The 21,236-nt window shown below is 31.4% G+C and carries 27 protein-coding genes, 1 tRNA gene and 1 other RNA gene; 7 read left to right on the forward strand and 22 right to left on the reverse strand.

Features of this window, described 5'->3' with window-relative positions; translation table 11 throughout:
- Positions 1 to 27 precede the first annotated feature (27 nt).
- A tRNA-Leu gene (locus CLLI_RS12455) sits at positions 28 to 114 on the forward strand.
- An 80-nt stretch (positions 115 to 194) separates the two neighbouring features.
- Here the strand turns inward: CLLI_RS12455 and CLLI_RS12460 are convergent.
- The 3 genes from CLLI_RS12460 to CLLI_RS12470 form a co-directional block, all read right to left on the reverse strand.
- The gene (locus CLLI_RS12460) at positions 195 to 419 is read right to left on the reverse strand and encodes a YdbC family protein (protein ID WP_106064528.1); all 225 of its coding nucleotides are present in this window, start codon (positions 417 to 419) and stop codon (positions 195 to 197) included.
- 182 nt (positions 420 to 601) lie between these two features.
- Positions 602 to 973, reverse strand: a complete 372-nt coding sequence (locus CLLI_RS12465) for an HI0074 family nucleotidyltransferase substrate-binding subunit (protein WP_242975600.1) — start codon at positions 971 to 973, stop codon at positions 602 to 604.
- Positions 974 to 981: 8 nt separating this feature from the next.
- Complete coding sequence (locus tag CLLI_RS12470; RefSeq protein WP_106064530.1) at positions 982 to 1,356, reverse strand: cell wall-binding repeat-containing protein; 375 nt, start codon at positions 1,354 to 1,356, stop codon at positions 982 to 984.
- A 203-nt stretch (positions 1,357 to 1,559) separates the two neighbouring features.
- Here CLLI_RS12470 and CLLI_RS12475 point away from each other — a divergent pair, with 203 nt between their 5' ends.
- The 3 genes from CLLI_RS12475 (at position 1,560) to CLLI_RS14610 (ending at position 2,162) form a co-directional block, all read left to right on the forward strand.
- Entirely contained in the window at positions 1,560 to 1,745 is a 186-nt protein-coding gene (locus CLLI_RS12475; RefSeq protein ID WP_106064531.1) for a hypothetical protein, read from the forward strand.
- A 57-nt stretch (positions 1,746 to 1,802) separates the two neighbouring features.
- A complete protein-coding gene (locus tag CLLI_RS15140) occupies positions 1,803 to 1,910 on the forward strand; it encodes a GrpB family protein (protein WP_278335586.1) in 108 nt (35 codons plus the stop codon).
- Between the two features lie 96 nt (positions 1,911 to 2,006).
- A complete protein-coding gene (locus tag CLLI_RS14610) occupies positions 2,007 to 2,162 on the forward strand; it encodes a hypothetical protein (RefSeq protein ID WP_170063726.1) in 156 nt (51 codons plus the stop codon).
- 112 nt (positions 2,163 to 2,274) lie between these two features.
- On the opposite strand, the gene CLLI_RS12485 is transcribed toward CLLI_RS14610, so the two are convergent.
- From CLLI_RS12485 to CLLI_RS12500, 4 genes are all read right to left on the reverse strand, one after another.
- On the reverse strand, positions 2,275 to 2,739 hold the full coding sequence (locus tag CLLI_RS12485; RefSeq protein ID WP_106064533.1) for a (2Fe-2S)-binding protein: 465 nt from the start codon (positions 2,737 to 2,739) through the stop codon (positions 2,275 to 2,277).
- Between the two features lie 3 nt (positions 2,740 to 2,742).
- Entirely contained in the window at positions 2,743 to 3,573 is an 831-nt protein-coding gene (locus CLLI_RS12490) for an FAD binding domain-containing protein (protein ID WP_106064534.1), read from the reverse strand.
- Positions 3,560 to 5,905 carry a xanthine dehydrogenase family protein molybdopterin-binding subunit gene (locus CLLI_RS12495; RefSeq protein ID WP_106064535.1) on the reverse strand — a complete coding sequence of 782 codons (2,346 nt, stop codon included), beginning with the start codon at positions 5,903 to 5,905 and terminating at the stop codon, positions 3,560 to 3,562. Before CLLI_RS12495 ends, CLLI_RS12490 begins: the two co-directional genes overlap by 14 nt.
- 153 nt (positions 5,906 to 6,058) lie before the next feature.
- Positions 6,059 to 7,057, reverse strand: a complete 999-nt coding sequence (locus CLLI_RS12500) for a PLL family lectin (RefSeq protein ID WP_106064536.1) — start codon at positions 7,055 to 7,057, stop codon at positions 6,059 to 6,061.
- Between the two features lie 175 nt (positions 7,058 to 7,232).
- Here CLLI_RS12500 and CLLI_RS12505 point away from each other — a divergent pair, with 175 nt between their 5' ends.
- Positions 7,233 to 7,958, forward strand: a complete 726-nt coding sequence (locus CLLI_RS12505) for a spore coat protein (RefSeq protein WP_106064537.1) — start codon at positions 7,233 to 7,235, stop codon at positions 7,956 to 7,958.
- Between the two features lie 82 nt (positions 7,959 to 8,040).
- Here CLLI_RS12505 and CLLI_RS12510 read toward each other — a convergent pair whose 3' ends face one another.
- From CLLI_RS12510 to CLLI_RS12520, 3 genes are all read right to left on the reverse strand, one after another.
- A complete protein-coding gene (locus CLLI_RS12510) occupies positions 8,041 to 8,529 on the reverse strand; it encodes a hypothetical protein (RefSeq protein WP_106064538.1) in 489 nt (162 codons plus the stop codon).
- A gap of 82 nt (positions 8,530 to 8,611) precedes the next feature.
- Entirely contained in the window at positions 8,612 to 9,232 is a 621-nt protein-coding gene (locus CLLI_RS12515; protein WP_106064539.1) for a DUF3794 domain-containing protein, read from the reverse strand.
- Between the two features lie 59 nt (positions 9,233 to 9,291).
- Positions 9,292 to 9,732 (reverse strand): SPOCS domain-containing protein, encoded by a 441-nt coding sequence (locus CLLI_RS12520; protein WP_106064540.1) that lies wholly within the window; start codon positions 9,730 to 9,732, stop codon positions 9,292 to 9,294.
- A gap of 360 nt (positions 9,733 to 10,092) precedes the next feature.
- Between CLLI_RS12520 and CLLI_RS12525 the strand changes: the two genes are divergently transcribed.
- Positions 10,093 to 10,500 (forward strand): DUF2871 domain-containing protein, encoded by a 408-nt coding sequence (locus CLLI_RS12525; protein WP_106064541.1) that lies wholly within the window; start codon positions 10,093 to 10,095, stop codon positions 10,498 to 10,500.
- A 26-nt stretch (positions 10,501 to 10,526) separates the two neighbouring features.
- Here CLLI_RS12525 and CLLI_RS12530 read toward each other — a convergent pair whose 3' ends face one another.
- The 7 genes from CLLI_RS12530 to ndk all read right to left on the reverse strand — a co-directional run bounded on the left by CLLI_RS12530 (position 10,527) and on the right by ndk (position 14,889).
- Complete coding sequence (locus CLLI_RS12530; protein ID WP_106064542.1) at positions 10,527 to 12,092, reverse strand: MutS-related protein; 1,566 nt, start codon at positions 12,090 to 12,092, stop codon at positions 10,527 to 10,529.
- Between the two features lie 164 nt (positions 12,093 to 12,256).
- On the reverse strand, positions 12,257 to 13,309 hold the full coding sequence (locus CLLI_RS12535) for a 3D domain-containing protein (protein ID WP_146127099.1): 1,053 nt from the start codon (positions 13,307 to 13,309) through the stop codon (positions 12,257 to 12,259).
- A 115-nt stretch (positions 13,310 to 13,424) separates the two neighbouring features.
- Positions 13,425 to 13,571: a hypothetical protein gene (locus CLLI_RS14620; protein ID WP_170063728.1), complete on the reverse strand. Its 147-nt coding sequence runs from the start codon at positions 13,569 to 13,571 to the stop codon at positions 13,425 to 13,427.
- 22 nt (positions 13,572 to 13,593) lie between these two features.
- A complete protein-coding gene (locus tag CLLI_RS14625; RefSeq protein ID WP_170063729.1) occupies positions 13,594 to 13,731 on the reverse strand; it encodes a CPC_1213 family protein in 138 nt (45 codons plus the stop codon).
- Positions 13,732 to 13,828: 97 nt separating this feature from the next.
- On the reverse strand, positions 13,829 to 13,975 hold the full coding sequence (locus tag CLLI_RS14630; RefSeq protein WP_170063730.1) for a hypothetical protein: 147 nt from the start codon (positions 13,973 to 13,975) through the stop codon (positions 13,829 to 13,831).
- 136 nt (positions 13,976 to 14,111) lie between these two features.
- The gene (locus tag CLLI_RS12545) at positions 14,112 to 14,384 is read right to left on the reverse strand and encodes a hypothetical protein (protein WP_106064545.1); all 273 of its coding nucleotides are present in this window, start codon (positions 14,382 to 14,384) and stop codon (positions 14,112 to 14,114) included.
- A gap of 100 nt (positions 14,385 to 14,484) precedes the next feature.
- The gene (ndk, locus tag CLLI_RS12550) at positions 14,485 to 14,889 is read right to left on the reverse strand and encodes a nucleoside-diphosphate kinase (protein ID WP_106064546.1); all 405 of its coding nucleotides are present in this window, start codon (positions 14,887 to 14,889) and stop codon (positions 14,485 to 14,487) included.
- A 365-nt stretch (positions 14,890 to 15,254) separates the two neighbouring features.
- Here ndk and brnQ point away from each other — a divergent pair, with 365 nt between their 5' ends.
- Complete coding sequence (gene brnQ / locus CLLI_RS12555; RefSeq protein WP_106064547.1) at positions 15,255 to 16,538, forward strand: branched-chain amino acid transport system II carrier protein; 1,284 nt, start codon at positions 15,255 to 15,257, stop codon at positions 16,536 to 16,538.
- Positions 16,539 to 16,575: 37 nt separating this feature from the next.
- On the opposite strand, the gene ssrS is transcribed toward brnQ, so the two are convergent.
- The 5 genes from ssrS to dtd all read right to left on the reverse strand — a co-directional run bounded on the left by ssrS (position 16,576) and on the right by dtd (position 21,232).
- Positions 16,576 to 16,759: non-coding RNA, 6S RNA (ssrS, locus tag CLLI_RS12560), on the reverse strand.
- A 64-nt stretch (positions 16,760 to 16,823) separates the two neighbouring features.
- Positions 16,824 to 18,599, reverse strand: coding sequence for an aspartate--tRNA ligase (gene aspS, locus CLLI_RS12565; RefSeq protein WP_106064548.1), 1,776 nt, complete (start codon positions 18,597 to 18,599; stop codon positions 16,824 to 16,826).
- Positions 18,600 to 18,694: 95 nt separating this feature from the next.
- Entirely contained in the window at positions 18,695 to 20,119 is a 1,425-nt protein-coding gene (locus CLLI_RS12570) for a coproporphyrinogen III oxidase (RefSeq protein ID WP_106064549.1), read from the reverse strand.
- A gap of 36 nt (positions 20,120 to 20,155) precedes the next feature.
- Positions 20,156 to 20,761: an MBL fold metallo-hydrolase gene (locus CLLI_RS12575; RefSeq protein WP_106064550.1), complete on the reverse strand. Its 606-nt coding sequence runs from the start codon at positions 20,759 to 20,761 to the stop codon at positions 20,156 to 20,158.
- A gap of 21 nt (positions 20,762 to 20,782) precedes the next feature.
- On the reverse strand, positions 20,783 to 21,232 hold the full coding sequence (gene dtd, locus CLLI_RS12580) for a D-aminoacyl-tRNA deacylase (protein ID WP_106064551.1): 450 nt from the start codon (positions 21,230 to 21,232) through the stop codon (positions 20,783 to 20,785).
- Positions 21,233 to 21,236 lie beyond the last annotated feature (4 nt).

The following is a 21,236-nucleotide window of genomic DNA, read 5'->3' on the forward strand; positions in this document are numbered from 1 at the left end:
CAATATGTTATTATTTTTTTAGCACGAGCCGGAGTGGTGGAATTGGCAGACGCAACGGATTCAAAATCCGTCGTTGGTAACAACGTGCGGGTTCAAGTCCCGCCTTCGGCACCATTTATATATCTATGTTAAGAGCACTTTGGATTTATATTCCAAAGTGCTTTTTTCTTGTCTTTGCTAACATACTTTAACTTCTATAACTCCATCCCATTAAGTATATCTCTAAGCTTCTTCAATTCATCTGCAGTAAGGGTTACACCCTTTCCCATCTTCTTATGCTCTGCATCCCAGTCTCTTAAATCATACTTTGGCTCTTTATCGTTCCAAGAAATTAAGTTTAGTTCTTTCTTCCAGCCTTTTGGGGATTCTGAAAGAGCACCGACGCTTTCTTTGATTTCAAATTTTATTTCTGTTACCATTTTTATAAACCTCCGTATTATAAAAACATTTGTTGAAGTAAGTCTCTTTTCCCATTGGTTTAGTTATTGAGGTTTCCCCTGTTCTTTTTCAATCTTTTAATCTAATACTAGTCCTTGCTGATATTCTCTCCCTACGTGAAAAAATCTTTAATCATTATTAATTCTTAACTATTAATTGTATTTTATTTCTCTCCCATATACCCAATTCTTTCAATTATATTCTCCTTTAGCTTTTCAAACGCCTCGGCATACTGCTCTTTTATATTCTCACAAATCTCTATAGCATTGCTTTCATTATACATATGAGATATAGAGTTCCTATCCATAAGCATATTCATCCATAGTTTTTCGTCTTGAATTATTCCTGCTGAAAATGCTTCTTTCAATACTGATTTAGGAGAATTTAACCCGATTAACCCCTCATCTTCAAATACATCATTATTTAAGTAGCTCTTATAGTATATATACTCTCCTAGTTTTAGTGCTAAACCTTCATTGTTATAGTTTGCATAAGAGTTCTCAACTGTATTAATAAACTGTAATTTCTTTAGCACTGCATCACTTACAACGCCCTGTCCGATATAGCTCCTGTACCTCCAATAACATAAATATTAGGATTAACAGACTGACTCTTTATGAAACTTTCAACATTATCCGAAATTGCTTCCTTTCCAACAAGTATTATAGGTCTTTGGTTTCTAGCAGATACCGCTGCTATAGATAATGCATCTGGAAAGTTTTCTCCTGAAGTAATATATAAATCCTTGTTAGGTACTGAGTAATCTATACCCAAATTCTTTGCAATCTCAATTGATGTAGCATATCTGTCATTCCCACCAAATCTTTCAATTGACACTGCCGCCTGCACTTCTACCGGTAAAATAATAACCATGACAAATAGAAATATTGTTGATAATAATAGTTTGATTTTTTTCATCTCAGGTACTCCCCCTATTTTAAAATATCTGACACTCTTTCATAATATATTTAAGCCATCAATTATTCAATTGGTAATGTTATCCTTAAATAATAAAGTAGTCATCGGATAAAAATTGATCTATAGGAATTAAATAGTGTGATATTTACAAAATATGCTATAATTGATTGAAAGATAAATAGTAATTTAGAAAGGGGCAGCATATGGAATATTATTCACAAAAAGAACTTGAAGGTGCGTTAAAACTCATATCTTCTACTATTAGCAAGTGTGAAAAAATGCAATTAAAATTTGAAGAGGGTACATCACAATATTCTCTTTTAAAGAACAGAATTAAGGCATTGTATGCTTCAAAGGACTTCATAGAAAATGAAATATCGAATTTGTAGATAAGATTTGGATAAGGACTATTTATATTTTTGAAATAAGGGGAAAATATTATAGATATACAACATGTGGGAAGTACATCGATTAAGAAAGTATACGCTAAACCGACACTCGATATTGCAGTTGTATTGAAATCATTTGAAGTTATGCTGACTTCTTCATTATAATCACAAGCATATCCTTCTCCCATATTTATCCACAAATATGTTATAATTAATTCGTACCAGTAAGATAGTAGGAATTTTTATTATAGGAGGTTAAGTATGAATAAAGAGTTTTATGTTGGATGGGGAACCTTAGCACTGATTAATGCGGGGCTTGCTCAAGGTAAAAACAGATCTGGTCTTAATTGGTTTCTGCTGTCTTTGCTCCTCGGACCAATAGCAACCTTTTGTCTAGTTACATCTGATAAAAAATAAAGGTTTTACATGGAATTAGTATTAGATGTTTTTATCCTAGGTGTATAACTTTATACAAAAAAACACCTGCAATACAGGTGTTTTCATCAAAACCTAAATATTAAAAAGCTCATCACTTTGCCATAATTGATTTTATTGCATCCTTTATTTCCTCATAACCAGTACATCTGCAAATATTGGATTGCAGCCACTGCTCTATTACATGATCATTTGCATCAGGATGTATATTAGCTAAGGCATGACAAACCATCAAAAATCCTGATGTACAATATCCACATTGAAAGCCCCAATTATCCACAAAAGCCTTTTGTATTGGTGCATTTTCTAAACCCTCCACAGTAACTATTTTTTTACCTATTGCCTCAACTGTCAGCATTAAACAAGATTTTACAGGCCATCCATCTGCAAGAACAGTACATGCGCCGCAATCTCCATTTTCACATCCTGGTTTAGCCCCTGTAAGCCCCAATTCGTTTCGAAGGGTATATAGTAAAATGTCTGATGGCTTTGCAGCAACTTCCCTATCTTCTCCATTTATATTTAATGTTATTATTGATTTACCAGAGACTTTTAGCATTGTTTATCCCTCCAGCTTCTCTAAAACTTCTGTAAGCATTTTTTGCAGCATAAATTTTCTAAAGTCAGCGGATCCAGCTAGATCACTTAATATGGAATCTGGTATGTTATCTATTATATTGTTAATCTTCATGTTATTTTGCAAGCTAGTATCATTTAAATAATCTTCAATTAAAGAAGATCTAAATGGATAGCTGCAAACTCCACTAAAAGCTATATTTATTCTATCATTATCCTTAAGTGCTGCCAGTGTAGTTAATGGATAATCTATTTTATCACTTTTAGTTCTTTTTACATGCAGATATGGTAGTGAAAGAAAATGACTGTCTATTAATATATTTACTATAAATTCTCCATGGCTAAGCTTTATTCTTTGGTCAAATATATCACTTAATAAAACCTGCCTTCTCCCATTTGAACCTCCTATAACCACTTCACTATTGGATACTAAAAGGGGCAGCACAGACTCCTTATATATAATTGTTCCTGATATATTTCCTCCAAGTGTAATCTTATCTTGTATAGTATGGTCTGCAATTCTTTGAACTGTTAAGCCTAGTAATGGAAATAAATTTGCTTCGGCAATTTGTGTAAGTGTAACAGCGGAACCAATAACTAGTTTATTATCCTTTAACCCCTGAATATTACATTCAGGAATTCCTTTTATATCGATTACTGCTTCGGTGTATACATTATAAGCCCTTGACATACTTATAATTTCAGTTCCGCCACCATAATACAAAGGCTTCTTTCCTTTGCCACTTAATTCGGTATATAGCTGAATAGCTTCTTCAACGGTTTCAGGTTTATAATATTCAAAATCAAAGGGTATCATATTTTCCTCCCGTCTTAGCCTTCCATATTACCTCTGGTGTAATAGGCAGTTTATCAAATTCATAATCAGCTGCATGAGAAATAGCATTTGCAAATGCAGCTGGGATTGCTATTATTCCATGTTCAGCCAATCCACGTGCTCCAAAAGGTGCATCAATCTGAGGTGTTTCAACAAAATCAATTATATATTCTGGATTTTCACCAAATCTAATTGGCTTATAAGTTCTTAGTGTAGTGGTTTGCAACCTAGCATCATTATCATATTCAAAGGCTTCTCTAGTTGCTATGCCAAGTCCCATATTTGTTCCTCCCATTAACAGTCCCCTTGTTGTTTTAGGGTTAATTACTTTGCCTGCATCTATAACAGTAATGGCTTTTAAAAGCCTATATGTAAACTTATTAGGATCGTATTCAACCTCAACTGCTTGAGCACCCACAGTCCATGCTGGCCCAGGTTTACCTTTTCCTGTTTCTTCATCTATGTCAGTAATATGACTCATTATAAAGCTTCCCCGAGCGATTATTTGTCCGTCAACTGCAAGACCATTAGGATGTTTATATCCTCTGGCTAAATCCTTGAATGAAACATATATTTCTGGATCTTGCTTCAAATACACCCTTTCTTCTTCAACCGCTAAGTCTTCTGGTGGAGATTTCATAACAGCAGCTGCTAAGCTTTTTAACTGCCTTATAAGATCTTCAGCAGCTCTAAGAACTGCTCTACCTGCCATAAATGTTGTCATACTTGCAACAGTTTTCCAATGTTCCGGTGAAACTTGAGTATCTACCCCCATAAATACGTGAATTCTACTCACATCCATTTTTAATTTTTCAGCAAGTATCTGAGCTAAAGTAGTCTTTGTAGATGGTCCAATTTCAACTGCACCGGTGTTAAGATTTATGCTTCCATCTGTATTAAAAGTGAGAAATGCTCCAGAAACAGCATCCGCAGGCGAATCAGATGTTTTCCAAAAACATCCCATTCCTTTTGCCTTTATCATACCATCCTCTGTTTTTATTACCTGACCCTCATCCCATTTTGCTAATTCCTTTAATTTTGTCAAACAATCTTCCAGTTTACCTATATTACTTAAAGTTGTTTTTACTTGTGTTGGTGTATACTGACCAGGTTTTATAGCATTTCTAATTCTTAATTCTAATGGATCAATTCCAAGCTCTGCTGCTAACTTATCCATCATTCTCTCCATGCAGAAAGTATACTCCGTATGACCAAATCCACGATAGGATGTAACATATGTATGATTAGTATAAACGCATATTGAATCACACCATATATTTTCAATATTATATGGTCCGGAACAATCTACCGCCATAGACTTAGCCATACGTGGACCAGTATCTGTATAAGCCCCGCTATCAACCATATATTTAGCTTCAAGGACTTTAATTATTCCATCTTTTGTTGCACCTAGTTTTAAATTTGCCTCAATCCCAATTCTACATGGTGAGGTTTTAATATCCTCTTCTCTTGAATTGGCTATAGTAACTAATCTGCCATTAACAGCCTTAGAAGCAAGATATGCAATAAACTCCAGCTGAACAGCTGCCTTGCCCCCAAATCCTCCGCCTACAAATGGTACTTTAACAATTATATTTCCTTCTGGTATATTATAAATCTTACTTAGACGCCTTTTAACAGAATAGGGAGCTTGCGAAGAAGTATAGATTATTATCCTTCCGTCAGGCATAATTTGTGCTCTCACATTTCGAGTTTCCATTGCTATATGGTCTGACTGTGGAATGGAAAAGCTCCCACTTACTATAACTTCACTTTCTGCCCATGCTTTTACCGCATCACCTTTTCTTATTTTAATTCTGTCTGAAATATTAGTATTTAGCTCAGGATACACATCCTCCACTGTATGTTTATACTGAGCTATATCTTCATGTATAAGGGTGGCGCCTGGCTTCAAGGCTTCACTTATTGAGTTAACAACAGGTAAAGGCTCATATTCTACATTTATTAGCTTTAAAGCCTTCATTGCTTCCTGCTCGCTGTTTGCAATTACAACTGCAACAGGCTCGCCATAATAACGAACCTTATCTCTTGCTATTGGAGGTCTGTCTTCTATTACTGATCCAGTAAGCACGGGAAAATAATCTCCTGTTATTACCGCTTGAACTCCTGGAAACCTTTGGGCTTCAGATACATCTATTGATTTAATTTTTGCATGTGCGTACCGACTTGTAAGCATTTTAGCATGTAAAATACCAGGAAGCTGTGTATCATCAGTATATTTTGCTGCTCCTGTGACTTTATCAAAAGCTTCTTTTCTTGGTATACTTATACCAATTCCAATTGTATCACTCAAATATTTCTACCCCCTTGAAAAAAATATGTATTAGCTCATATTTAAACTATAAATTTATTTTTCACATATATTCCATAATTTATTCATGCCAAAGGAAATCATATTCCAGCTATGTATATATTAAGACAAATTAGGGACAGGATGAACCCGCCCCTAATTTCTATAAATATGCCACATTGCATTGTTTCTACCTCTAGCAAATACATCAGTTCTATTTGGTCCCCAAGATACTGCTGCGGGTTCCGATGTTATATTTCCTCCAAGCCCCCACCAGTTACTCCAACGAGATCCATTCCATGACATAGTAATCAATTGATTGTTCAATCCTCTAGCAAATACCTCAAGCCTGTTAGATCTTCTAGAAGAAACTGCAGGACCTGAAGTTAATCTTCCGCCAAGATCTTCCCATCTGCTCCAACGTGAGCCATTCCACCATAAATGATATAGACGATTACCTTGACCACGCGCAAATACGTCAATCCTATTGTTTCCCCATGAAACAGCAGCTGGTGAAGATGTTAGCCTTCCTCCAAGGCTTTCCCAATTGCTCCATCGAGATCCATTCCACCATATATGCCAAAGAGCATTATCTGTACCTCGTACAAAAGTATCAAGCCTGTTAGGTGCCCATGATGAAACAGCAGGTGAAGAAGTTAAGGCACCACCTAGACTTTCCCAACTGCTCCAGCGAGAACCGTTCCAGAATATATGCCACATAGCATTATCTGTACCTCGTGCAAATACATCAATCCTATTGTTTCCCCATGAAACGGCAGCTGGTGAAGATGTCAAGCTTCCTCCAAGGCTTTCCCAATTGCTCCATCGAGATCCATTCCACCATCTATGCCAAAGAGCATTATCCGTACCTCGTACAAAAGTATCAAGCCTGTTAGGTGCCCATGACGAAGCAGCAGGAGCTGAAGTTAAAACTCCACCAAGATCCTCCCAACGACTCCACCCGCCGCCAGGAAAAGGAAGGACAATTATATTTCCTATATTAGATCCTTGTGGATTATTAAAGCTGCGATTAACCGTTTCTCCATGTATATCTGCTTCTTTCAAGTTATGAATACTTCTCATTTCCTCATTTAAATATGGACAATTAAATTGGTGCATACAGTAAGTACAATAAAAAAAATCATTATTATACATTGAAAACCTCCTTATATTTTTGTTTCTGCTTAAGACCTCACAATTATATTTTATGATTGAAATCACAAAGTGTTACAATAACAAAAATATCAATAGTGTAATTTAATAGCTTACTGTAACATTTTTAACAAAAAATACATAATATATAAAAAACTTATAATAAAAAGGAGCTATTATGCATAATTATTATTTTCGTGCTGATATAATATATCCAAGCATTGTGTCTTACGCACGTGGAGATGTAAATGGTGATAATATACCTGATAATGTATATTTAACTGGTATAAAGACACCCTCTAGTCCATTTACTCAAAATATTACGCTTATAATACAGGATGGATTTACAGGCAGATTTACTAGAATACCACTAAAAGAAAATACAGGATATAACCCTAATGTATTTTTAATGGATTTTACTGGAGATGGGATAGATGATATTCTAATAAGCATTGATACAGGCGGCAGCGGTGCAATTATGTACCATTACATTTATTCCTTTGTGGGAAATAAACCGCAATTATTGTTTGATTTTGATGTGTACAATAATCAATACACATATGATGTTACTTATAAGAATAACTACAAAGTTGAAGTTATCAGCAATAAAAATAATAAAAAGTATATTATAGACATATCTAATAAAGGATCAGATTACTTAAATGAAATATACGATGAAAACGGAAATCTTAAGGAGCCAATTACTGGATTTGTAAACCCTCTAAGTGGATTGTATCCTGTAGATTTTGATTACGACAAAGTATATGAACTATTGGCCTATCAAAAAATAGCTGGAAGATATAATGCAGATTCTTTGGGATATGTTTTAAATACTTTGAAATGGGAAAATAATATGTTTGTTTTAGATAATCAATTTGTAGCTATTTGGGGTTCAGAATTATAAATTTTCATATTATTTTTAGATCTTAATAAAAAGGAGTGTTGCTATAACACTCCCTTTTAATAATTTTTTGTTTATCCAATATTTAACTACATGGTGAAGTATAGTTAGCTATTACTTTAACATTTACATCCATTGGTGAACATAAATCACTAACAGGAAGTATGAATGTAAAAGCTCTTCTTACATCTATACAATGTCCTGGATCTGGGCATCCGCAGTTAATACTCTTATTTTCAGTAATTACATTTCCGCTTTCTGTTCCCAGGGTTCTATCTTTCATTGCTATAAAGGTATCTGATTTATAAGCTAATATTCTTCCTGATCTATCTGTTACTATGCATCCTAATGTTATTTCTTTTCCTGGGCAAACATTTACTACTACTACCCTTACCCTTAACAATCTAGACACATCTTCAAGACTAGGATCTAGTGTAACAGTTCTGCAAAGCTCACAAGCATTAAAGTGTACATTTGCACTAGCTGAAGATCCATCCCCTTGATAAAAGCTTAATAATTCATAATTTTTATCTACTATTTCTTTAGTATCCTTAGTATACTCAATTTTACTCATTCATAGCACCCCCATTTTTTAAATGTATTGTTTTATTACATCTTTATTACATTATATTAAGGGGTACGATTATTTGTTACCACTATTTCCATCCTGATTCAAAATATTGTCCTTTCATATTCATATCGTATTCAATTTCTATATCCACATCATTATTTTTAACAGGCATACTGAGTTTTGTAGTTTCTTCTCTAGGCTTATCAATTTTATTTATCTTTTCTCTCTTAGGTATGACCTCTACTTCTTCATATTTGTTTATATTGCTGGTATAAATAGGGCATACTAATAATAAAAGTGAAATAAAAAAGCCTGTATTATTTTCTTCGGTTACAATAGCATCCTCAATAAAAACTTTAGTAGTTATATCTCTATTGCTTGTATTATTTATTGGCAATGAACATGAGAAATGTTTATAGAATTCTATAGTATTAATAGGTTTAGATGCCTCATCAGCAACATAAACTATTTTTGTTGTTATAATGCCATGAAGAAAAGCTTTATTTTCTCCTTGAGTATATATTACCTTATTTTCTACTACTTCCGTATCAAAATAAACTTGCAGAGGAGTTTCAACTTTAGGCATGTGTTCTGATAAACTAATTCCAAAGGTTTCACATATTTCTTTACGCGGATACTGTAAATCATAAGAATTTAAATTTTCCTGAGTAATAACACCTGATATTTCTATATCATTAACTTTCATATTTTACTCCTTTTCATTATAATTACTAAAAATTTAATACTAATATTTTTTTATTAACATTATAAAACTACTGGAGCTACATATACCCTTGTTTCCAATATTAATTGTTTTGGATCTAATATTTTTAATTGCAATTTATCCACTGGTACATAAACATTTTTTACTTTAATGTCATTATAATTATATGATAGCTCTGTTGAAAAAGGTATTTTATACTTCAATTCATGAACTTCTTTATCCGAATCACTTGCTAGATAGTTAATATCTATATTCCTAAAACCTATAATATTTACCTTACAGCCTTTATCTAGCTTTGTTTTTTTAAATGTTTTTATACTAATTCCTATGTTTACACTTAATATCTTAGATACCTCATAAGGCATATATGATAACCTAAGAATATTACTTTGTTCTATCTTTGAATGAGGAATATTCCTTAAGTTCCTAGAAACCTTTTCTGAAGCTGTCAATCCATTAACTGCAATATTGTAATCCTTCACTTACTTTCCCCCTAACCATTCTTAATATTATATACTATGTTTCATTACAATAAATTGACCTCTTTCCATTAAAAAAGGAGTGTTATTTTAAACACCCCTAAATTTTATAATTCAACTATATAAGGATCACTGGTTGTAGATATCATATCTTGTGGCAGCATGGTTTCAAATGTTCCATTTGCCACATTTATCATTACTATGGTTTTATTAATAAAGATTTTTGTAAGGCATAAAATATTGATTCCTTGGGTCATTATATAATATGCAAAACCTTTATTGAATAAATGGAAATTCAGTGATATAATTAATAATAAATATCAATAGATATTTATTATTAATTATATTCTGGAAGCTTTATTTATGAAAAAACTTTATCAAACTTCATTTTTCTATTTAATATTAGGCTTAATTGGAGGGGTTTTTTATAGGGAATTTACTAAACTTAATAATTTTAATGGAATTACAGCCTTAAAGGCACTTCATCCTCATTTCTTGGTTTTAGGTTTTTTATTTTTTCTTATATTAACTTTAGCTTCCTTTAAGTTAAATTTATCTCAAATTAAAGGTTTCAACAAATGGTATGTAACCTATAATATTGGATTACTATTTACAGGTATTACTTTTTTATGGAGAGGGATTTTACAGGTACAAAGTTTGGACTTTAAAGGATTAAATCATATAGCTGGACTAGGACATACTATATTAGGAGTATCCTTAATATGGTTTATGATTATACTCAAAAAGGCTTTAGAACAAAAAAACATGTAGTCCTTGCTGACTGCATGTTTTTCAGATTAAATAAAGCCCTTAATAGTTTCTGCTCTCTTATATGCCTTTCTTGTAACCTCTTTTGGGTAGCCAATATACTCCAAAAGCCTTATTGCATTTCTTGTTTGAGAAACCCCAACTTTAAGCTTATAATCAAATTTTAGCCCATTTTTATTATCAACATCCTCACTAAAATAATAAAATTCATAAATATCCTTTAAAATATCTACTAGCTCTCTATCATGGGTAGCCACAATAGAAACAGTTCTTCCATTATGCAAGTAGGATAATATTTCTGCTGACATAGCTATTCTCTCTATAGGGTTTGTTCCTCTAAATATCTCATCTATAGGACAAAATACAGGTAGATCTTTTTTTAGAGCATTAACTATCCTAAGTATTCCTTCAGCCTCAGCCATATAGTAGCTTTTTCCTTTTGCCAAATCATCATTAGGACTAATTGAGGATACTATATTAAAAAATGAAGCTTTATATTCCTTTGCTAATGCAAAATAAAAGGTTTGTGCCAACATTATATTTATCCCTAACATTCTTAAAAAAGTTGATTTACCAGACATATTTGTACCAGTAAGTACTATACCTTTATCTTTAATACAAATAGAATTTGCTACTGGATTATCTAAAAGAGGATGAATTCCTCCTTTAATGCTTAGTAAAACCTCCTTTGTAAATGTAGGCTTCACATAAGACTGCTTTAGATTGTTCTGGTAGCCAGAAATAGATACTATTGCTTCTAATTCACCCAGAATATAAAATATATTCATTAAATATTGTTTTTTCTCTTTTAAAACCCCTGATATTCTATAATAAGCACATTCCTCTATAAGAAAAATTAGAGACACAACTTCAAAAAATCCTCCCCATGCATCTGTAAGTCCTATTAATATTGTACTTCTATTAATATCCTTAACATGTTTAAAGTTATCCTTTATCTCCTGTATATATTCTTTAATATCATCATTTTTTATATTAGATACATCTTTAGCAGCTATTATTATATCCCTTAAATATATTATTCCACGGGATTTAATGGTATTCTTCTCTTTGTAATTTATAATCATATTTAAAGCAGTAGAACCAAATATCATTAAAGCATACTTTTCATCTACAAATGCAGTCAAGAGAATAGCTATTATAGGCACTACTTTACCCAATAAGGTATACAAGTAATATTTAAATTTATTTACCACAAGCTCACTTTCTATCATATCTAAAAAAGTATTCTTTGTATCCCTGCCTAATTGAAAGAATATACATAAAAGCTTTTCTCTTAGCTTTGCATCGCCTTTAAATAATTGGACTAACTTATCCCTATTTTTTAACTTTTCTTCATCTCTTAATGGATTTCTCAGCATATAGTATAGAGCTGACTCTCCTAAGGTACTATAGCCTCTATCTAGCTTTTTATAAACCCTATCCATATCCATATCATTCCAAGTTTCATCATCAACGGTATACTCTTCTTTCTTACTCATATCAAAAAACTTTTTTATGTTTGCAAAATTTCTATTCTTTTCAACATCCTCTTTATATTCTCTTCTTACAATGTCTAGAACTGCTCTTTTATTCAATGTTTTTCCCCTTTCAATCTAAAAATTTTTGCTATGGATATTATAACACATAACATAACAGCTAATATGTACAATTAATAAATAAAAAATAGGTTAACACAAAAAAAATATGCTTAAATCTCATGACTTAAGCATATAGAACATATAAAAATTTCTAATTATTTTCATTTTAATATATGCACATTTACATATTCTACTCCCCAATCGCGAGCTTCTCCTTCAGTGTTAAAGAAAACATCTATATAATTTCCTTTTACTGCTGAACCTTCATCAGCTGCTATAGCATAACCATAACCTTCAATATAGAGGTTTGTCCCTAAAGGAATAACTCTTGGATCCACCGCCACAGTACTATATCCATTTGGATTTCTCACGGCTTTTCTTCCTGAGGAAGTATATGTATTGCCCCCTCCTTTAGCTGCGGAATAAGCAGTAGCTTTTACCTTAATTGCATTTGAGCTAGCATGAGATGTAGTTCCCCTTGAGCTAGTATGAGATATAGTTCCCCTTGAAGCAACTACTGGTGATAAAGTCCCCTGTGCAATAACTTTTTCCTTAGGTTTTTTAGTAACGACTTCTTTTATAATCTTTCTTCCAACCTCTTTACCATTTTCATAAACTATACTTGTAGTAATCTGTTTTTCACCTTTCTGTCCTTCTTCTAGAACCTTGCTTTTAGATTTTAATAAATTATCATCTTTCTTTACAATGGTCTTGAAATCAATAGGAGCATAAGTTGTGCTTGTTTTTGTATCAACTCTTGTTATTTTAATATCCATTCCTTCACATAATGCTTTTTCTATTCCTGGAGAAACTTTATCTTCAGTTTTTAAAGCTATTTTTTCTGTTTTTAACAATGATCCAATATTATCTTCTGCTGATTTTATATTTAATTCTTTATTATCCACATAAACTTTAACATTTACAGCTTTTTTTATATTTATAGTATCATTTTTAGCTATTTTTGATTTTAAATCTTTATCAATTTTATCTTTTTGGCCTAGTTCTATCTGTTGGCTTTTTAAAACCTTTTCAACAGTACTTTTGTAAGTAGTAATTTTCTTTTCTTTGCCATCTACAGTTACTGTAATATTTTTTCTTGTTGAACCTACAAATATAATTAGTACAAAAATTGCTGCAATAATTACAAGCTGAGCTTTAGATTTTTTTGTTTTACTCTTCATAAAAAACTTTTTAAAGTTAATTATAATCTTCATCTCCCCTCTGTGATTATATATGGAAATAATACCCTTAAAATTAACTTTTGTCAAATTTAAATTATTACAAGAGAATGAGAGAGCTAATACTCCCTCATTTTTAATTGTTAATTGATTAAAATTTCGCCGTAATTTCCTTTTGTATTCTTCTTATATCCTTTTGTCTAAGTTTGGTTTCTTTTCTTATCTCATCTAAGGTTTTTCCATCTATCAACATTTGCCTTGCTTTTAGTTTTAATTCTTCAATATTTCCTTCCAACATTTCTCATCTTCCCTCCTGTAAACTAATCTAATTCTTTAGCTTTAGGATCCTCAAAAACTGCTCTTGAGCTTTCAGATTGTGGATCATGCTTTATAGTCTTTTTTCTAAACTTGCCATCATGCTTCCTATTATTTTTAGTGCTTCTCATTTTATTAGGCATAAGAACAACTCCTTTCTCTATTTATTTTTTCTAAAGAAAGAAGTTTTATTCTCTATATAAAATTCTGTTTTTTATAAATAAAATTAATTCTAGTATTTTAGCATCTCTTCCTTGTATCTGGAAGAAGTATCACATCTCCTACTTTTACTTCCTTTAAAAACTTAATAGGTATATTTATTATTACTCCATCCTGTCTTCTACATATGAAATATTCTCCTTCTATATGCTCTATTACAGTTTCCATGAGCTTTATGCCTATTCCTTTCTTATTTATTATACTATTATCTTTTTTAATGTAATAATATATTAGAAAAAGTGAAGAATAAGAGTCCTCCACTTTTTCTTATGTATGCTTATGTAGTCTAATTCCAAATGGAATTTTAATTTAAATAACTTTCTATATGTATATCCTTATTCTTTATATTCTTTGTAAATCCACTATAAAAATCCTCAAAACTTTCACAGGAAGTATTATATTCGCTGAAAATATCATCATACCCATCCACAAAATCTTCATATACATCTTTCAAATATTCATCTACCACTTTACTTACTTCTTCTGGTGTCATTTGTTCTATATTATATCCATTTATCTGGAGTGAGCTTAATATTTCCTCCGCTAGCTTTATTACTTCATCCTTATCTGATATCATCCTTTACACACCTTTCTATTATGTTATTTAAATTATTCTATATTAGTAATATAATTTCCTGCTTTTTAAAAAATTAAAAATACTGAATAGACAACTATTTCTATATTTCAGGGAACCATATACTAATTTCTCTTTTGGCATTTTCAATACTATCAGATGCATGTACTAAATTCCTTTCTTTACTTAACCCATACTTTCCTCTTATACTTCCCATATCTGCTTCTATAGGATCTGTAACTCCATTTATCTTCCTAACTATCTTAACTGCATTTTCCCCCTCTATCACCATAGCCACTATCTTACCATCAGTTATATAGTCTATTAAGCTATTGTAATAATCTCTTCCTGCATGCTCCACATAATGAGCTTCAGCAGCTTTTTTATTTGCTTTAATCATTTTAAGAGCTGAAATATTTAAGTTCTTTCTTTCATAAAAACTTATTATTTCTCCAATTAATTTTCTTTCAACTCCATCTGGTTTTATTAGTACAAGGGTTTTTTCCATATAGGCTCTACCTCACATTCTTTAGTAATTTAAATATATATTAATTTTAATATCATTATACCTTATATTTACTTTTTAATAAATATTTTCTATAAAATAAATAAATTTAATTTATAACAATTTATTTTTAACCATAATGAGGTATTTTTATAATTAGGCATAAATTTAGAAATCGTTGCCCAAAAATCTTTAGAATAATAGTATTTTAAATCAGCCTGAAGCTTGGATAAATTCATATTTGCACTTCCTTTATTGTTATGCAGTTTTTTGTTTAATTTTTATATAATAACAAAAAATAATACATTATTACTTTATATGATATAATAATTAGTAAAATTATTAAAATAAGCGAAAAGGAGATACCAATGAAAAAATCTAATAAAGATGCATTTATAATCGGATTAGCGCTTTTTGCTATGTTTTTTGGTTCAGGTAATTTGATCTTTCCACCATACCTGGGCAAAGCTGCAGGATCAAAATATTTTATATCTATAATTGGTTTTATAATGACTGGAGTTGGATTGCCTTTGATGGGTATTCTAGCTTGTGCAAAAATAAATGGTACCTTTAAAGATATGTCTCTTAGAGTAGGAAAGGTATTTTCTATTATTGCTACTACTAGTATTGTACTTGCTATAGGCCCAATGCTTGCTATACCAAGAACCGCTGCCACTACATATGAACTTAGCGTTCATCCCATATTCCCTAATGTAGGCATTGTACCATCTATAATAATATATTTTATTATTAACTTAGCCTTTGTTCTTAAGCCATCTTCAATAGTGGACAACATTGGCAAGATATTAACTCCTATTCTTCTATTACTACTATTAACTATAATAGTTAAGGGAGTTATTAGTCCTATAGGCACTATAGTAAACACTAATTTTCAACATGTATTTTCAAATTCCTTAATTGAAGGCTATCAAACCATGGATGCTATAGCTTCTGTTATATTTGCATCTATAGTTTTATCCTCAGTAAAGGATAAAGGATATACCAAAACTTCAGATATTATTAAGATGACCTCTATATCTGGTATAGTGGCTGTAATTGGTCTTGGAGTTATCTATGGAGGTTTAATGTATTTGGGTAGTCAAACTTCCTCTATAATTCCTGGAGACATAGGTAAAACTGCATTGGTTACAGAAATTGTTAAAAGAATTTTAGGATATTCAGGTAATCTTTTTCTTGGAGCAGCAGTGGCACTAGCTTGTCTTACAACATCTATTGGTCTTACTTCCTCTGCAGCTAAATATTTTGAGGGGCTTTCTAAGGATAAATTGTCCTACAGAACTAATTCTATAATAATTACCATATGGAGTATTTTAATGGCCACCATGGGAGTAGATAAAATTGTAGTCCTTTCTGGTCCTATATTACAAATTTTATATCCAATAGTAATAGTATTAGTTATATTAACATTATTGGGTGTGAATAATAATAGTGTAATATCCGCCACTGTGTATACTACACTAATTATAAGTATATTAGATAACATGGCACCTTTAGGCATCCATATAAAATTTATAGAAAATTTTATTTCCTTAATACCGCTATCAAAAATAGGTTTTGTATGGGTTATCCCTAGCATTATAGCATTTATTATTTCTTATTTATATGCAAATATGAAAAAAGCGCAAATTTAAAAAGCTAATGCCTTTACGCATTAGCTTTTTTTATAAAATAATTCCCGCCGTGCCGTTAAAATAAGTTATATTTGAACCTGCAGATAGCAGGTGGGCATCTCCTTTCTACTTCTTTGTTCTTAAGCAAAGCTTAAGTATCAAATCCACAGAAAGAGTCCGATTCCCTTTCAATAATGTGTTGGCTCAATATAAACCTATTAACCCGCACACAGCAGGAAAGTATCTTACTTGTTTTTCAATAATATTATACTACATAGTTAATATTTTTGTTATATATAAACTAGATTATTTTGTTTTAATTCCTAATTCTTTTAATTGAACTTCATCTACTACATTTGGAGCTTCTGTTAATGGACAGAATGCATTTTGATTCTTAGGGAAGGCCACAACATCTTTAATATTTTCTGTTCCTGTTAAGAACATTACCATCCTATCAAATCCAAATGCTAATCCTCCATGTGGTGGTGGTCCATATTTGAATGCTTCAAGCAAGAATCCAAATCTTTCCCAAGCTTTTTCCTTAGTAAATCCTAATATTTCAAACATTTTTTCCTGAAGGCTTGATACATGTATTCTTATACTTCCTCCACCTAACTCTTCTCCATTTAGCACCATATCATAAGCTTTAGCTCTTACTCTTCCTGGATCTGAATCTAAGTATTGAATATCTTCATCCATAGGCATTGTAAATGGATGATGCTCTGCTTCCCATCTATTTTCTTCCTCATTGTATGAAAGTAATGGAAACTCAGTAACCCATACAAACCTAAACTCTTTATTATTTTTCAATAATTCTAATTCTTTAGCTAAGTGTAATCTTAATTGACCAAGGCTTTGAAGTACAATTTTATTCTTAGCATCTGAAACTATAAGGATTAAATCTCCTACCTTAGCATTCATTTTGTTTAGTATAGCTTTCATTTCATCTTCTGATAAGAATTTTGCTATTGGTGATTTTATTTCTCCTTCTTTGTAAGCTATCCATGCTAATCCCTTAGCTTTAAAAGTCTTTACAAAGTCAGTTAATTTATCAATTTGCTTTCTTCCCATACCAGCACAATTTTCAGCCTTTATAGCACGTACAGAACCACCATTGTCTAATGCATCTCTAAATACTTTAAATTCAGAATTTGCTACTACTTCACTTATATTTTCTATCTCCATTCCAAATCTTAAATCTGGTTTATCACTGCCGTACTTCTCCATAGCTATTTTATAAGGCATTCTTTCCATAGGAAGCTTAACATCTACATCTAATATAGTTTTAAATATATATTGAACTAATTTTTCATTTAAGTCCATTACATCCTCAGCTTCAACAAAGGACATTTCTAAGTCTATCTGAGTAAATTCAGGTTGTCTATTTGCTCTTAAGTCTTCATCTCTGAAACACCTAGCTATCTGGAAATATCTATCAAAACCCGATACCATAAGTAACTGCTTAAATAATTGTGGAGATTGTGGTAATGCATAGAACATTCCAGGATAATTTCTACTTGGTACAAGATAATCTCTTGCCCCTTCTGGAGTACTCTTTGTAAGTATTGGAGTTTCAATTTCCAAAAAACCATGTGAATCCATAAAGTCTCTTACAGCTTTAGCAGCCTTATGTCTAATCACATATATTCTTTGCATATCTGGTCTTCTTAAATCCAAATATCTATATTTTAATCTTATATTTTCTGAAGCATCTAAATTTTCTTTTATGTATATAGGTGGTGTTTCTGATTCAGATAATATTTTAATGCTTTCACCTTTTAATTCCACCATTCCTGTTGGCAGATTATCATTTGCTGATTCTCTTCTTACTATTTTTCCTGTAATAGCAATACAATATTCTGATTTAACAGTATCAGCTTTTTCAAAAGCTTCTTTATTTATTTCTTCGCCAAATACAATTTGAAGGATTCCAGTCCTATCTCTTAAATCTATAAAAATTAATCCTCCTAGATTTCTCTTCCTTTGAACCCAGCCCATTACAGTGCATATGCTATCTATATGGGATTCTCTAAGTTCGCCACACATTATAGTTCTTTTTAATCCTTTTAATGCTTCTCCCATTTCTTTCCTCCTTTTATCAACTTAATAATAAGCTGATAATTATTTAATTTATTATATTATAGCAACCATTATTGAGTCGCTTCAATTCTCTATGATTATTTATATAGCTTTTCAAGTTCAACAATTTTTCTTTCTATCATTTCATCTATTCTCTTATTATACTCTATTACATCCTTTACATTTGGAACTCTTTCAATCCTGTTCTCATCTAAAAATATTACCTTCGTTACAGCATCAGCTCCAAGGGCAATTACAGTCTGCTTTTCCTCTATCATTTGAATATTATATATACACTCTTTTCCAAATCGTGAATACCCTATATTCTCCATATTGCCTACCATATTTTTTTGTCTATACATATAATAGGGAGCCATCTCCAAATCCTCTGCTAATTTAGAGGTTTCTTTATACATAAGATTTAACTCATTTTGATGAATCTTTTCCAAATGTTCTTTCATATTTTCATGAAGCCTTGATCCTCTTTTTATAGATAGCCCATGTACAGTTAAGCTATCAGGTTTTAGCTTTAGTATTTCCTGGCAGGTGTTTTTTATATGAGATAATCCTTCCTTAGGCAAACCAACTATTATGTCCATATTTATATTATTAAAGCCCATTTCCCTTGCCATTTTAAACTTTTCTATTACATCATAAACTGTATGTTTTCTACCTATGAGTTTTAATGTGTCTTCATTCATGGTTTGAGGATTTATGCTAATCCTATCCACTTTGTATTTTTTCATTGTGCTAAACTTCTCTTTGGTTAAGCTATCTGGTCTTCCACATTCTACCGTAAACTCCTTTATATTATTTCCATATATAAATTTATTATATATATTTTTCATAATATATTCAAATTGTACATCATCTACAGCAGTAGGTGTACCCCCTCCAAAATAGATAGTTTGAACTGTCAAAGCCTTTTCTCTTATAAATCTCTTCATTTCTTCCATTTCATGTATCAAAGAATGAATATAAGGCTCTACTATTCTCTTACAACTAGCAATAGGATTAGATGCAAAGGAACAGTATAGGCATCTAGTAGGGCAAAATGGCATTCCTATATATAAACTAACAGTATTTTCATCTTTATTCACCATTCTTTTTTCTACTTCTACAATTTTTATACAAAGCCTTGCTTTTTCTTCATTGGTTAAATAATGCCTATAAAAATAATCCACTATTTCATCTTCACTTTTACCTTCATTTAATAGTGAAAGAGCTATTTTGCTTGGTCTTATACCTACCAATGTTCCCCAAGGAAAAATCTTTTCTGTTTTATCTCCTAAAAATATATAAACAGCTTTTTTTATTTCTTCCTTTCTTTTACCTGTTTCACTAATGAAAAATTCTTTAGTTTCTTCTTTATCCGAAATTAGCACCTTATCTTTTTCTATATCTATTTTATAATCCCAACTGCCTTCTTCAAATATTATTTGGCTAAAAGGATAAAAAAGGTTAAACATTTGATAAATATCATATCTATATTTAAAATTATTTAACGCAATATTTATTATCATTGTCTCTCCCTTATTTTAGCTCTTTTCTCCTAGAAATTAAAGAAAAGGATTATATACTTTTTCAATCTTTATAGTAGTATCATCACCGTGGCCTGGAAGAACTCTAGTGTCTTCAGGAAGAATTAATAATTTATTTTTTATGCTGTTTATAATGGCTTCAGAATCTCCACCCTGAAAATCCGTTCTTCCTACAGAATTTGCAAATAATGTATCTCCAGTGAAAACTACATTATCTATAATAAAGCACATGCCACCTAATGTGTGACCTGGGGTTTCTATACATTTTAATTCTAAGTCTCCAAAATTAAAAGTATCTCCTTCTTTTATTTGTATGTCTGCCTTACCGCAATTTTTAGGAGTTCCAAACATATATCCACCATTCATAATTAAATGTTCATCTTTTTCATTAATACATACCGGCACTTTTAAAAATTCTCTAAGTTCAGCTATTGCTTCAGTATGGTCAGCGTGACCATGAGTAACAAATATATATTTTACATTTACTCCTAGTTTTTTTATTTGTGCTTTTATAACAGCATATTCATCACCTGGGTCTATTACTATTCCATCCTTTGTATTTTCATCCATAACTATATAACAATTAGCTGCATATGCCCCTACAGGAATTCTTCTAATCTTCATTTAATCAACTCCCACTAAATTTTAAAAAGTTTTCTTGCTCTCTATTAATATGGTAACAGGTCCATCGTTTATTATAGTAACTTCCATATCAGCCCCAAACTCGCCTGTTTCAACATTACCTAATACTTCTTTACATTGCTGCACGAAATCCTCATATAGTACCTTAGCTTCACCTCCGCCTAAAGCTTCTATGAAGCTAGGTCTCTTTCCTTTCCTACAATCACCATATAATGTAAATTGAGAAATCACTAAAAGTTCTCCGCCTACATCAATAAGTGATTTATTCATTTTACCTTCTTCATCTTGAAAAATTCTTAAATTTATAATTTTATCTTTTAAGTATGCTACATCCTCTTTAGTGTCACCTTTGCATATGCCTAAAAGTACATTTAGCCCTTTTTTTATGCTGCCAATCACCTTTCCATCTACTTCAACCTTTGAGGATTTAACCCTTTGTACTACTGCTCTCATTGAT

Origin of the sequence: Clostridium liquoris, assembly GCF_002995785.1 — a bacterium.
GTDB lineage: Bacteria > Bacillota > Clostridia > Clostridiales > Clostridiaceae > Clostridium_AO > Clostridium_AO liquoris.